The 13,521-nt window shown below is 64.6% G+C and carries 12 protein-coding genes; 1 reads left to right on the forward strand and 11 read right to left on the reverse strand.

Features of this window, described 5'->3' with window-relative positions:
* Positions 1-11 precede the first annotated feature (11 nt).
* The 7 genes from IVA78_RS31445 to IVA78_RS31475 all read right to left on the reverse strand — a co-directional run bounded on the left by IVA78_RS31445 (position 12) and on the right by IVA78_RS31475 (position 8,003).
* Complete coding sequence (locus tag IVA78_RS31445; RefSeq protein ID WP_247334323.1) at positions 12-773, reverse strand: SDR family NAD(P)-dependent oxidoreductase; 762 nt, start codon at positions 771-773, stop codon at positions 12-14.
* Positions 770-1,618 carry a sugar phosphate isomerase/epimerase family protein gene (locus tag IVA78_RS31450; RefSeq protein ID WP_247422049.1) on the reverse strand — a complete coding sequence of 283 codons (849 nt, stop codon included), beginning with the start codon at positions 1,616-1,618 and terminating at the stop codon, positions 770-772. Before IVA78_RS31450 ends, IVA78_RS31445 begins: the two co-directional genes overlap by 4 nt.
* On the reverse strand, positions 1,615-2,379 hold the full coding sequence (locus IVA78_RS31455; RefSeq protein ID WP_247422046.1) for an SDR family oxidoreductase: 765 nt from the start codon (positions 2,377-2,379) through the stop codon (positions 1,615-1,617). The genes IVA78_RS31450 and IVA78_RS31455 overlap by 4 nt, the downstream gene beginning before the upstream one ends.
* On the reverse strand, positions 2,372-3,061 hold the full coding sequence (locus IVA78_RS31460) for an acylneuraminate cytidylyltransferase family protein (protein WP_247334326.1): 690 nt from the start codon (positions 3,059-3,061) through the stop codon (positions 2,372-2,374). The genes IVA78_RS31455 and IVA78_RS31460 overlap by 8 nt, the downstream gene beginning before the upstream one ends.
* Positions 3,061-4,980 (reverse strand): N-acetylneuraminate synthase family protein, encoded by a 1,920-nt coding sequence (locus IVA78_RS31465; protein WP_247422044.1) that lies wholly within the window; start codon positions 4,978-4,980, stop codon positions 3,061-3,063. Before IVA78_RS31465 ends, IVA78_RS31460 begins: the two co-directional genes overlap by 1 nt.
* 22 nt (positions 4,981-5,002) lie before the next feature.
* Complete coding sequence (locus tag IVA78_RS31470; RefSeq protein WP_247422042.1) at positions 5,003-6,379, reverse strand: CBS domain-containing protein; 1,377 nt, start codon at positions 6,377-6,379, stop codon at positions 5,003-5,005.
* A 400-nt stretch (positions 6,380-6,779) separates the two neighbouring features.
* Positions 6,780-8,003 carry an AMP-binding protein gene (locus tag IVA78_RS31475; RefSeq protein ID WP_247422040.1) on the reverse strand — a complete coding sequence of 408 codons (1,224 nt, stop codon included), beginning with the start codon at positions 8,001-8,003 and terminating at the stop codon, positions 6,780-6,782.
* Between the two features lie 89 nt (positions 8,004-8,092).
* Here IVA78_RS31475 and IVA78_RS31480 point away from each other — a divergent pair, with 89 nt between their 5' ends.
* Positions 8,093-9,247, forward strand: coding sequence for an AGE family epimerase/isomerase (locus tag IVA78_RS31480; protein WP_247422038.1), 1,155 nt, complete (start codon positions 8,093-8,095; stop codon positions 9,245-9,247).
* Here the strand turns inward: IVA78_RS31480 and IVA78_RS31485 are convergent.
* The 4 genes from IVA78_RS31485 to IVA78_RS31500 form a co-directional block, all read right to left on the reverse strand.
* On the reverse strand, positions 9,244-10,083 hold the full coding sequence (locus IVA78_RS31485; RefSeq protein ID WP_247422036.1) for an ABC transporter ATP-binding protein: 840 nt from the start codon (positions 10,081-10,083) through the stop codon (positions 9,244-9,246). The genes IVA78_RS31480 and IVA78_RS31485 overlap by 4 nt on opposite strands.
* 136 nt (positions 10,084-10,219) lie before the next feature.
* Positions 10,220-11,503 (reverse strand): ABC transporter substrate-binding protein, encoded by a 1,284-nt coding sequence (locus IVA78_RS31490; RefSeq protein WP_247422034.1) that lies wholly within the window; start codon positions 11,501-11,503, stop codon positions 10,220-10,222.
* 42 nt (positions 11,504-11,545) lie between these two features.
* On the reverse strand, positions 11,546-12,619 hold the full coding sequence (locus IVA78_RS31495; RefSeq protein WP_247422032.1) for a branched-chain amino acid ABC transporter permease: 1,074 nt from the start codon (positions 12,617-12,619) through the stop codon (positions 11,546-11,548).
* A 3-nt stretch (positions 12,620-12,622) separates the two neighbouring features.
* On the reverse strand, positions 12,623-13,516 hold the full coding sequence (locus IVA78_RS31500) for a branched-chain amino acid ABC transporter permease (RefSeq protein WP_247469382.1): 894 nt from the start codon (positions 13,514-13,516) through the stop codon (positions 12,623-12,625).
* Positions 13,517-13,521 lie beyond the last annotated feature (5 nt).

Consider the following 13,521-nt stretch of genomic DNA (forward strand, 5'->3'; position numbering starts at 1 on the left):
AAGGCTCCTGTTCAGCTTCTGAGCTGGCCGCCGTCGGCCACCACGACGCTGCCGGTGATAAAGGCGGCTCGTGGCGAAGCAAGGAAGGCAACGACGTCGGCGATCTCCTCGGGAGTGCCAAGCCGGCGCAGCGCCACCTCGCGCTGGAGCATGTCGTCGACCGCCGGCTTGTTTTCGGCGATCTTGCGCGCCCAGGTGCCGTCCGGGCTCAAGATGTTCCCGGGCGCGACCGCGTTGATGCGGATACCCTCCAGCGCCAGCGGGCGCGCCAGTCCGCGCACGGTCGCGTTCAGGGCCGCCTTCGCACCGTAGTAGGTAACGGGCGCGCCAAGCGCCGCCATGCCCGCAATTGACGAGATGCAGACGATAGCCCGGTCGCCGCTACCGCGCGCCATCAGCGGCCGGGCCGCCTCGATCATGTTGGTCGCGGCGAACAGATTGAGATCGATCATCCGCGACCATTCCGCCGCGGTTTCCTTGCCCGGCGGCACGGAGGCGCCGGTGCCGACATTGCAGATCAGGATATCGAGCCGGCCCCATTGTTTCCCGATGCTCTCGACCAGCACCTTCGCGGCGACCGGATCCGTGACGTCGGCGACATGCATCGAGGCGTTGCCGCCGACCGCTGCCCGCGCGGCATCAAGCGCATCGGCGCCGCGCGCAGCGAGCGCGACCTTTGCACCCTCCGCGGCAAGCGTCGCGGCGATTGCGAGCCCGATCCCGCGGCTGGCGCCGGTGACGAGCGCGACGCGATCGTTCAGCTCGAGTTTCATCGCGCGGCGTCCTCGATCCAGCCAACCGTCATGTCGCGATATCTGGCCAGCGCGCCGGCATGGTCGCCGTCGACAGCGCGCGCGGTCTGCAGGATGTACTGCCCCTTGTAGCCCGATCGCTCGATCAGCCGGATCGTTTTGGCGAGATCCGCATTGCCGGTGCCGAGCGGCACGGTGGTGCCGCCACGGACGCGGTCCTTGACGTGAACATTGAAGATGCGCGGCGCATAGGCCCCGATCTCCTCGTCGCTGTCATAGCCGAGCGAGGCGCTGTTGCCGCTGTCGTAGTTGATGCCGAACATGTCGGCCGGAAACGCCTCCATGAACCGGGCGAGCTCGCGCGGGGGCAGATCGGACTCGAAGACGATCTTGACGTTCCGTCTTGCAAGCGTCTCCGAGCGCGCGAGCAGCACGCGCTTCAACGTGTCGCTCTCGCTCTCGCGCTCGATCTTGCCGTTGTCGACCAGCGGGATCACCACGAATTCGATTCCGATGCGGCTACAGGCGGCGATCAAGAGGTCGAGGTCGGCGACGAGCGCATCGCGCACGACGGCATCAACCTTCCAGAACGGCACCTGCATGAAGCAGTCGCCGGTCAGGCTCGGGATGCGGACGCCGTTCTCGCGCGACAGCGTCAGAATCTCCTGCTGTCCTGGCTCGGTCGTCAGGGGATTGTCGCGCAGCCGCTCCTGGTCGATGGTCCACTCCATCCGCGTCAGGCCGAGCGCCCTCGCGCGCGGGAATTCGTCACGCCATTCGTTCCATGGAAACGCCTGGATCTTGCCGTCGACGAGCGCCGACAGACGTCCCTGCATGAAGCCGATGCGTTGCAGCGTTGCGGTCACGATTTGCTGTCCGAACTGATGGCGAGGCCTTTGGCGATCCAGCCGCCGTCGATGAAGATCTCCTGGCCGGTCATATAGGCGGAGGCTTCCGATGCGAGGAAAACGGCAGCTCCCACCATATCGGCGGGCTGCCCCCAGCGGCCGAGCATGGTGTGGCGGCGCCGATCCTCGTGCATGACAGGATCGGCGAAACTCTTCGCGGTCATCTCGGTCACGACATAACCCGGCGCGAGCGCGTTGACGCGGATGCCGTCGGGCGCATAATCGGCGGCAAGCGCGCGCGTCAGCCCAGCAAGACCGGCCTTCGCGGCTACATAGCCGGGATTGCCGGGAAAGCCGCGGACTGAATTGATGCTGGTGACGTTGACGATCGCAGCCGAGCCCGCGTTCTTCAGCAGCGGATGGGCGGCAAGGATGGTGGCATACACGCCGGTCAGGTCCGTTGCGACCGTCGCACGGAACCGTGTGAGCTCGCTTTCCGCACTTTGGGCGGGAAGGCTGATGCCCGCGGCATTCACGAGTGCGTCGATGCGTTCGCCTCTTGCCGCAATGATGCGGAACGCACCTTCGATCGCCGCATCATCGGAGAGATCGCAGGCAATGGCCCCGACGCCGTGTGGCGCGGTCCCGGACCGGCTGAGCCCGAACACTGTGGCCCCCGCATCTTGCAGGCCGCTCGCAATCGCCGCACCGATGCCGCGCGAAGCGCCGGTGACGACCGCGACCTTGCCTGCGAGGGAGAAGGCGCTGAGATCAGGCATAGCCGTAACTGCGCATGATGGCGGCGCACAGCTTGACGTCTTCGGGACGGTCGATCTGGAACATCTTGTGACGCTCCATCACGTGAAATCCGATCTTGCCGCCGAGACGATTGCTCTGCTCGCGCAGGAGTGAGGGGATGAGAACGTAGAACGAGCCGTTCTCCAGGTAGCGCTTTTCGATCTGCTGCCGCATGCGGCGGTTGCGGAAATCGTAGTTGATCGGTTCCGGGCCGTTGGCACCGATCCGCCAGTTGAAGTAATCCTCGACCTCGCAAACTGAGAGCAAGCTATCAAGGTGCTCGCGGTCGAAGGTCTCCAGGGCCCGTTCGATGTCGGCGGATTCGCGGATCGGCGAGGTCGCCTGGAGCGCGACGACGCGCTCGAAGCGCCCGTGGCGCGCGTCGATGGCCTCAAGCGCGTGCAGCCAGGCGGATTCGGAGGAGGCGAGATCGCCGGAGATGTCGTCGGGCCGGCGCACGCCGACGGCGCCGGCCGCTTCGGCCGCGGCGAGAATCTGCTCGCTGTCCGAGGAGACCGCGACCACGTCGACGCCGCGCGCTGCGCGCGCCTGCTCGACGGTCCAGGCGATCAGCGGCTTGCCGCAGAGATCGAGCAGGTTCTTGTGCGGAATGCCCTTCGAGCCGCCGCGTGCGGCGATCACGGCCAGCGTCTTGCGCGCCATCAGATGTGCCCCTCGAGACGCTCGAGCGCGGTCCAGAAACCTTCGCCCATGTTCTTGTGGCCCTGCCATATCTCGGGAATGAACGACGCGGTCGGTGCATGCTTGCGCAGCACCTGGCCGATTTCGTCGAAGTCGATCTCGCCTTCGCCGATCTGGAGGCCTTCGCCGTCGAGGCCCTTGGCGTCGCCGAAATGCAGATGCGCGGTGTGCGGTCCGAGCTGGGCGAGGCCTTGCGCGAAGTCGAAGCCGAAATGATTCGCAGCGAGCTTGGTATGGGAAATGTCGACGCACATCCGCAGGCCATGCTTGGCGCAGAACGCAGCCGACTCCTCCGGGAAGATGAAGATGTTCTGGTGGCGCTGGCCGCCGAAATGCCAGGGGAATGGCGCCATGGTTTGCGGCGTCAGCTCGACACCGGCCATGTCGAGCTCCGTCAGGCTCTGGGCAAAGATGCGGTAACGCTCGGCCTTCTGCTCCGGCGGCAGCGGCTCGTCCATGGTGAACCCGCCGATATTGGCGACGATCGGGGGGCGCTTGGTCTTCGGGAAGAACTTCTTCAGGCCGCGGGTGATGTCGATCACCGCCTGCGTTTGCTCCAGCGAATAGCGCCGCAACGCCTCATCGGGCGTCGCGAGGTCCATCAGCTTGGAGCCGGCAAACAGCTCCGGGGCGTGCACGACGAAACCGAGATCATAGGTGCCGGAGAGATAGGCCGCCGGATCGCGCTCCATGTCGCTATAGCTCAGATGGAACTCGATGATGTCGGGCTGACAGATTTCCAGGAAGCGCTCGGTGTCGTGATAGCGCACCGGCACGCCCCACGGGCGGTCGAAGCGGTAGCGGCGAGCTCTTGCGGCGCCTTCATCGAGGTCGCTCTGGAAGAAATAGCCGTCGGACGATATCGTTCGCGTCAGCTTGCGGCCGAGCAGCGCCGGCATCTTCAGCGGCGACAGGCCCTGTCCCGGGCTCTTCACCGCAATGTCGCTCTCGGAGATGATCGTACCGGCCGGAAGGTCGCGCGCGGCCACCAGACTCTTCGCGAGATTTTCCCGGTTGATCAGCTCGCCCTGACTTAGCGCGCGTTCTGCGAGCTTCTCGCCGCGCGCCGCCTCCACCTCGCGGATGCCGGAGACGAGTGCCTTGAATTCCTCGGGCTCGAGGCTCGCGGCGTGATCGGGGCCTTCCATCTCGCGGTCGAGCGTGATGTGGCGTTCGATGACGACGGCGCCGAGCGCCACCGCGGCGGTCGAGACGGCGATGCCCCGCTCGTGGCCGGAATAGCCGACGACCGGGTGGATCTCGCGCAGCGTCTCCATGAAACGCAGATGGATGTTGTGGAGCGCCGCAGGATAAGTGCTCTGGCAATGCAGCAGCACATAGCTCGCATTGCGGTCGTCCAGGAATTTCGCCGCGGTCTTGATCTCGTCCGTCGTGCTCATGCCGGTCGAGACGATCAGTGTCTTGCCGGTGGCGGCGAGGCACGCGAGCAGCGGCAGGTTGGTGAGATCGGCCGAGGCGACCTTGTAGGCCTGCACGCCGAAACTTTCGAGCACGGCGACGCTCTTTGCGTCCCAGGGCGTGCAGAGATATTGGATCCCCTTCGCTGCGCAGTACTCGGCGATCTTCTTCTGCTGCGCGGTCGGCAGTTCGAAGCGGCGGAGGAGATCGAGCGTATATTCGACCGCGAGGTCGTCGTCCTTTCCGGACAGACTCGAGGCGCGATAGACCTCCTCGAGCTTGCGCATCTGGAATTTGGCGCAATCGGCGCCGGCCGCGACCGCGGCATCGACCAGCGCGATGGCGCGGTCGAAGTCGCCATTGTGGTTGTTGCCGATCTCGGCGATGACGTAGCAGGGTTGGCCATCGCTCAGAAGACGGTTGCCGATGCGGACCGGAGCAGGTGGTTTGGGCGATGTCATCAACATTCTCGTCTCATATGCGTCAGGCGAGCCGCGCGGGAAAGCGCGACTTCCACGTCCGCAGCCCGTTCTCCTCGAACATGATGCGCGAACAGCGGTGTCCCCCCTGTTCCAGCGCGGCGATGAGCTGGTAGCGCTCGAACGGACGTACGAAGAACATGAAGTAACCGCCGCCGCCGGCACCCAGCAGCTTGCCGCCGACCGCGCCGTGCTGTTTGGCGAAATCGTAGATCGCGTCGATCGCGCCCGACGAGATCTTCGAGCTCAGCTTGCGCTTGGCGTGCCAGGCCTCGTCGATTAGCCGGCCGCATTCCAGGAGCTGGCCGCGCAGCAGATGCCGCCGGATGTCGCGCGTCACTTCCTTCTGCTTGGCGGCCGCAGCGACTGCGTCGCTGGTCTCGTGCTGCGCCTTCTGGTCGCGATGAATGGCCCCGGAATCGCGACCCGAGCCGGTGTAGCAGAGCACCAGGCTCTCTTCGAGCTCGGCGATAATGTTGGGGTCGAGCCGAAGCGGCACGATGGTGTTCTGATCGGAGAAGAACTCCATGTGATTGAAGCCGCCGAACACGGTTGCGTACTGATCCTGCCAGCCGCCGGGGATGTTGAGCATGAGCCGCTCGGCCTGGAACGCCATCTCCGCGATCTCGTGGCGGTCCCACTGATCCCCGCGGAATTCGTTGAAGCAGCCGATGATCGCGGACGAGACCACCGCCGAGCCGCCGAGACCGGAGCCGACCGGGAAGTCGGCCGAGACTTCGAGCTCGAATCCGTAGGTCGGCTTGATCAGGCGCACGACCGACTTGATCAGCGCGAGATCTCCGTCAGTGCCGAGTTCGGCGAGATTGTTAGCCTCCACGGTGCGACGGAAGTCGTGCGAGTAGATCCGGATGCTGGGATCGTTCCGGCGCCGCAGCGTCGCATGAGCGTACATCTTGATCGTGGCGTTGATGACCGCGCCACCGTCATTTGCGACGAAATAGTGCGTCAGATCGGTGCCGCCGCCCGAGAAGCTGATCCGCACCGGCGAGCGGGCGCGCGCGAACACCTCGCTCTCTTCCGACAGGTTGAACAGCTCGCGGCTGAACACGTCGACCAGCCGTCCCTCGCCATCGAGGATCGGCACCACGTGCACGCGTTGGTCGAGCAGCTTGAGGATCTGCTCTCGCGGTCCGCCGGTGCGCGCCCAGACGAAGTTGCGATTGATGCAGGTTGCAACCCGGTCCTGGATTGTGGTGCCCGTCAGCATGCGCCTGCGGATGTCACCGTCCGTCACCGCACCGACGATTCGCCCGCTCGCGTCCTGCGCGAACAGGATACCGAGCATGTTCGCATTCAGGCGCCGGAAAGCTTCCTCAATGGTCTCTGTTTCGGCGATCGTGACGAGGGTTCGTTCAAGCACGTTTTGGGATCCAGGAAAGGCCAAATTCCAGGCCATATCGTTACAGGGGTGGTAATACGGGAGCGGCTGGGACGATGCAAGGTTCCTGCGCCCGGGCGCATTACGCCAAAAAGGGCACGCATCAAGCGCTTCGGCCGCGTAGTGGCCGATTTACATTGGGCGCGGCTTTCATAGAAGCATCCGTAACGGGTCCACACGAAATGGACGCCGATTGGAATCAGCTCGGGGATCAAGTGCGGTATCACGATGGTGCGCGGTGCTGCTGCGCGATGGCGAGTTAATCGCTGCCGCGAGGGAACGCGCTTCGCGCATCCAAGGTGTCCATGCGGACGGCAACCCTCTCTACAGTCGGCTGATCGGTGAGTTCGCGAACGCGACCTCGCTGTCGAAGTCGCTGAAGTCAGCGTTCGTCCGCGATCACCTTGCCGTCGTTCGGCAGCACGCCGGGGCTGACCAGCTCGACGTTGCCACCGAGCTTCGTCACGGCACGCAAGGTGCTGGCGATCTGCTCGCGCAACGCGTCGCTCGCGGCTGTCGTTTCCGCTTTCAGCGTCATTGCGTCGGTCTCGCCCTGGCGCGAGACGACGAGGCGTAGTCGTCCGAGCGCGGAATGGCGGTTGCCGATTTCGGCGATCTGCTCGGGGCGGACGAACATGCCCTTCACCTTGGTGGTCTGGTCGGCGCGGCCCATCCATCCCTTGATGCGCATGTTGGTGCGCCCGCACGGGCTGACGCCCGGCAGAGTCGCGGTGAGGTCGCCGAGCGCGAGCCGGATCCAGGGATGGTGCGGGTCGAGCGAGGTGACGACGATCTCGCCGACGTCGCCCGGCGCAACCGGATCCCCCGTGCCGGGTTTGACGATTTCCAGGATCAGGTCCTCGTTCACGATCATGCCTTCGCGGGCCTCGGTCTCGAAGGCAATGAGGCCGAGATCGGCGGTGCCGAAGGCCTGATAGGCGTCGATGCCGCGCGCCTTGAACTCGGCCTGGAGCGAGGGCGGAAACGCCGCGCCCGAGACCAGAGCGCGCTTGATCGAGGAGACGTCGCGGCCGCCGCTTGCTGCGGTATCGAGCAGGATTTTCAGGAAATCCGGCGTGCCGCTGTAGCCGACCGGCCGGTAAGCCTCGATCAGTTCGAACTGCTGTTCGGCATTGCCGGGACCCGCCGGAATCACCGCGCAACCAAGCGCGCGTGCCGATGCGTCGAAGATAAAGCCGCCCGGGGTGAGGTGATAGCTGAAGGTGTTGAGCACGATGTCGTCCGGGCGGAACCCGGCTGCGAACAGCGCCCGTGCGCCGCGCCAGGGGTCGGCTTGGCGCCCCTCCGGCTCGAAAATGGGCCCAGGGGAGGTGAAAAGACGGGCGAACGACCCCGGCGCGGCCGCCACAAGGCCGCCGAACGGCCTAGAAGCCTTGTGCAGGGCCGGTAGTTCCGACTTGCGCAGCACCGGCAGGCCCGCCAGCGCCTCTCTAGACCTCACTGAGGCGGGGTCGAGGCCCCTCAGCCGCTCGGCATAGGCTGGAGCGGCCATCGCGCCGCGCAGGACCTCCGGGAGCCGGGAAAACAGCTCGGCCTCGCGCGCGCCCTGGTCGCGCGTTTCGAGGGCGTCGTAATGAGCGGTCATGGCTGATCTTTCCGGGTTGGCATGGTCCGTTGCACGCCGCCGCCGGCATCGGTATCAGACGGCCATCGGCGAGGCTTGAAGAGGACCCGATGGCGGACGAAGGAAGTATTGCGGCGGACGAGGCGGTGGACGTCGTCGCGCGCCTGAAGCGCCGCATGATCGACGAGGCGCTGCCGCTGTGGTCGACCGTCGGCTGGGATCACGCCACGGGCGGTTTCATCGACCGGCTGCACCCGAACGGTACGGCGGACGCGGCCGCGCCGCGCCGCGTGTTCGTGCAGGCGCGCCAGATCTATTGCTACGCCAAGGCCGCGCAGATGGGCTGGTATCCCGAGGGGCGAGCGATCGCGCTGAAGGGGCTGGAGCATCTGTTGGACAGAGCGAAGGCGCCAGACGGCCGGCCCGGCTATGTGCACCGGCTGACGCCGGAAGGGGCGGTGCTGGATGCCCGGCGCGATGCCTATGACCACGCCTTCATCCTGTTTGCGCTCGCGACGGTCTACGCCTTCGACCGGGATGCACAGGTGCGCGCCGAGATGGATGCGCTGCTCGGCTTCCTCGACGGCCATCTGCGCTCGCCGCATGGTGGCGTCCACGAAGGCCTTCCGGTCTCGCTGCCGCGCCGGCAGAACCCGCACATGCATCTGTTCGAGGCGATGATCGCCTGCTTCGAGGCGACCCACGATCTGTCGTTCCAGAACCGCGCCGGTGAGTTCTTTGCGCTGTTCCTCGCCAACCTCTATGACAAGCGGAAGTGCGTGCTCGGCGAGTATTTCGAGGAGGACTGGTCGAAGATCGAGCCGATCAGCGTCGAGCCGGGTCACCAGGCGGAATGGGTCTGGCTCCTGAAGGGTTTCGAACGCATCACGGGATGCCCGACCGGGCAGCGGCGCGCCGAACTGTTGGCGACCTCGCTGCGCTACCGCGACGAGGCCACGGGCTGCCTGATCGACGAGGGCGACGACGCTGGCAACATCCGCCGCAGCACGCGTCGGCTGTGGCCCCAGACCGAGATCGCGAAGGCCTGGATCGCGCAGGCCGAGTCCGGCGAGGCGGGCGCGGCGGATGAAGCGCGCGCAGCGCTGTTGCGGCTCGAACGGCATTATCTCAGCCATCCTGTGAAGGGCGGCTGGTACGATCAGTTCGACCGCGACGGCAAATCGCTGATCGACACCATTCCTGCGTCTTCGTTCTATCATGTTCTCTGCGCAGTCACGGAAGCGGAACAGGTGCTGGAAAGTTAAAGCCAGCGCTTGCGCCGCTTGAAGCTCTTGAGGTTCTTGAAGCTCTTGCGCTGGTCGCCGGCGCCGCCGAGGTAGAATTCCTTGACGTCCTCGTTGTCGCGCAGTTCGTCCGCGGTGCCGTCGAGCACGACCTTGCCTTGCTCCATGATGTAGCCGTGGCTCGCCACCGAGAGTGCGGCGCGCGCGTTCTGCTCGACCAGCAGAATGGTGACGCCGAGGTCGCGGTTGATCTTCTGGATGATCGAGAACACCTCCTTCACCAGCAGCGGCGACAATCCCATGGACGGCTCGTCCATCAAGATCATTTTTGGGCGCGCCATCAGCGCGCGGCCGATCGCAAGCATCTGCTGCTCGCCGCCTGAGAGATAACCGGCAAGTCCGGTGCGTTCCTTCAGGCGCGGGAAGTAGTTGAAGACCATGTCGAGGTCGGCATCGACCTCGCGATCCCTGCGGGTGAAGGCGCCGAGCCTGAGGTTCTCCAGCGAGGTCATGTCGGCGACGATGCGCCGGCCCTCCATCACCTGGAAGATGCCGCGGCGCACGATCTTGTCGGGATCGATGCCGTTAATGCGGTCGCCCTCGAACAGGATATCGCCACGCGTGACCTCGCCGTCCTCGGTCTTGAGTAGTCCCGAGATCGCCTTCAGCGTCGTCGACTTGCCGGCGCCGTTGGCCCCTAGCAGCGCCACGATCGCGCCCTTGGGCACATCGAGGCTGAGGCCACGCAGCACCAGGATGACGTCGTCATAGACGACCTCGATGTTGCGCACGCTGAGGAGGGCGGACGCAGGCACGATGCTGGGGTTGGGGCGCGTTGCTTCGGCAGTCTGGGTCATGCAGTCTTCTCCGTCACCCGCGAAGGCGGGTGACTCAGTATTCCAGAGACGCCCAACGTTCCCGAGAGGTCGCGGCGCACTGGATCCCCCGCCTTCGCGGGGGATGACAGTTGTGTGGGGGGCGAGAGCGGGGGGCTCACCACCCCAGCAATTCCGGCTTACGCGGCAGTTCGACGGTCTTGACCTTCTCGAGCTTGATCGTGCCCTTGGCCATGAGGTCGTTGAGGTCGCCATCGGTCGGACCTGAGACCTTGGTGCGATACAGATCGACCTTCAACGTGCCGCGGTGGTCTTTGTCGGTCCAGGTCGAGGGATTACAGACGCCTTCCATCCCGGCCGGAACCCAGTCCTTCTTCTGGTAGAAGCCTTTGGCAACGTTCTCGCCCGTGGCGCCGCCGTTCTTGGCAGCCCAGTCGAGCGCTTCCTTCATGTACAGCGCTGAGCAGACGGCGGCGACGTAGTGTACGGGGCGATAGACCTTGCCGGTCGGATCGGACATCTTGGAGATCTCCATCAGGGTCTTCATGCCGGGCGCATCGCCGCCCCAGCTCACCGCGGTGCGCAAGGGGAAGATCACGCCATTGGCGGCATCGCCTGCAGTCTTGGCGGCGTTCTCGTCCATGCCCCAGACGTTGCCGAGGAACTGGATCTCGACGCCCGCGGTCTTGCAGGCCTTCATCACTGAGATGTTGGAGGCCGCGGTGTTGCCGAGATAAGCGTAGTTGGCGCCCGAAGATTTCAGGCTGAGGCACTGCGCGCTGTAGTCACCGGGTGCGAGCGCGAACACCAGCGGCGGCAGCACCTCGAAGCCGAGCTCCTGTGCCATGGCTTCGCCGGCGGCCTTCGGCGCGTTCGGATAGGGATGGTTGGCGCCCATGTGGACGAATTTCGGCTTGCCGGACTTGCCCTTGGTCTTCCAGTCCTCGGCCGCCCACATCAGCATCGCGCGTAGCGCGTCGGAATAGCTCGGGCCGTAGAAGAAATTGTAGGGAGCAGGCTTGGCCTTGCCGCTGACGCCTTCGGGATCGGTCAGCGCGGCGGCATAGGAGCCGGACATGTCTGGAATCTTGTCCTGTGCGAGGAAGCCGGTCAGCGCCTCGGTGTCCGCGGTGCCCCAGCCCATGATCGCAGCGACCTTCGAGTCCGGCGCCGACCACTTCTTGTAGAGCGCGATCGCACGCGGCACCTGGTAGCCATAATCGTTGGTGTCGACGTTGAGCTGCTTGCCGCCGACGCCGCCGTTTTTGTTGACCCAGGCGAAGGTGTCGGCGACGGCCTGTCCATAGGGCGTGCCCACGTCGGAGGTGCCGCCGGAATAATCGGCGAGATGTCCGATCGCGATCTGTGCCTGCGCGCTTGCCGAGAATGCGGCGATCGCAAGCGCGAGCGATGCGGTGCTCAAAAGGGACTTCATCGTCATGGGTCGGTTCCTCCTGTTATTGTTTAAGTGAAGCTTCCGCGCTCAATGCGAGAACGGGTAGAGTTTCCAGTAAGCCTTGATCTGCCGCCAGCGATGCGCGAGGCCATCAGGCTCGAACATCAGGAACGCGATGATGATCACCCCGATCGCGATCTCGCGCAGGAAGGTGATGTTGTTGTTGAGCGAGAGCGCCTTGTCGATTGCGCCTCCCTTCAAGTGCAGGCTGAGGAATTCCATCGATTCAGGCAGCAGCACCACAAAGGCGGTGCCCATCAGCGTGCCCATGATCGAGCCGGTGCCGCCGATGATGATCATGGCCAGGAACAGGATCGAGCGCTCTATGCCGAAACCTTCCTGGGAGACCACGAGCTGGTAATGCGCATAGAGCGCACCGGCAATCCCGGCGAAGAAGGCGGCGAGGCCGAACGACAACGTGCGGTACTTGGTGAGATTGATGCCCATGATCTCCGCTGAGAGATAATGGTCGCGGATCGCCACCAGCGCGCGACCGTCGCGCGTGCGCATCAGATTGGTGACGAGGATGTAGCTCGCCAGCACATAGGCCAGCACGACGTAGAAATACTGCCTATCGCCGCGCAGCGTGTAGCCCAGAATCGAGAACGGCTCGGCGCTCGCAGGCACCGATCCGCCCGAGAACCATTCGGCGCGGGAGAAGAAGTCGAGCAGGATGTATTGCGCGGCCAGCGTCGCGATGACGAGATAGAGGCCCTTCAGCCGCGCCGCAGGGATGCCGAAGATCAGCCCGACCAGCGCAGTGACGATCCCGGCGAGCGGAATTGCGAAGAACACCGGGATCGGCGCGTTGTTGGAGATGTAGGCCGAGGTGAAGGCGCCGAGCAGGAAGAACGCGGCGTGGCCGATCGAGATCTGGCCGGTGAAGCCGACGAGAATGTTCAGCCCGAGGGCCGCAATCGAGAAGATGCCGATGTGGATTAAGATGCTGAGCCAGTAGCCGCTGAAGAATTGTGGCGCGAGACACAGCAGCAGCACGCCGGCGATCGCAAAATTGCGGCTGGTCGTGGTCGGGAAGATCGTGGTGTCCGCGGCATAAGTGGTGCGGAAATCACCAGCGGGGATGAGGGCAGGGCGGGCCATGGGTCAGATCCGCTCGATGTCGTGGGTGCCGAACAGGCCGTAAGGCTTGATCATCAGCACGATGATGAGGACGTAGAAGGGCGCGATCTCGTAGAGATTGCCCCAGTGCAGATATTCGCTGTCAACATATTGCGCGACGTTCTCCAGTAGCCCAATGATGATGCCGCCGAGCACGGCGCCGCCGACCGAATCGAGTCCGCCGAGGATCGCCGCCGGAAACACTTTGATGCCGTAGGCCGCAAGGCCAGAGGACACACCGTTCACGATTGCAACGACGACGCCGGCGACGGCCGACACCGTCGCCGAGATCGCCCAGGCCATCGCGAACACGCTTTTCACGGAAATGCCGAGCGACTGCGCAACTTGCTGGTTGAATGCGGTGGCGCGCATCGCAAGACCATACTTGGAAGCGCGGAAGAACCAGGCCATGCCGATCATCATCGCCACCGACACCACGAGGCTCATGACATAGACGGTCTGGATCTGAAGGCCGAACAGGCTGACCGACTGGCTCTCGAACACGCTCGGGAACGGCTGCGGATTGACGCCGAACATCCATTTCAGCGTCGCCTGGAGCACGGTGGAGAGGCCGATCGTCACCATGATCACCGAGATGATGGGCTCGCCGATCATCGGCCGCAGGATCAGGACCTGGACCGCGATGCCGAAAACGAACATGAACACCAGCGTCATCGGCATGCCGATCCAGAACGGCACCTGGTATTTCGCCAGCAGGGCCCAGCACACCCAGGCGCCGACCAGCAGCAGCTCGCCTTGCGCGAAATTGACGACCTGCGTCGCCTTGTAGATCAGCACGAACGACATCGCGACCACGCCGTAGAGCGTGCCGACCACGAGGCCGTTGACAAGGAGCTGAAAGAGGAAGGCGGTGTTCATGTCGG

Origin of the sequence: Bradyrhizobium sp. 137, from assembly GCF_023074095.1 — a bacterium.
Classification (GTDB): domain Bacteria; phylum Pseudomonadota; class Alphaproteobacteria; order Rhizobiales; family Xanthobacteraceae; genus Bradyrhizobium.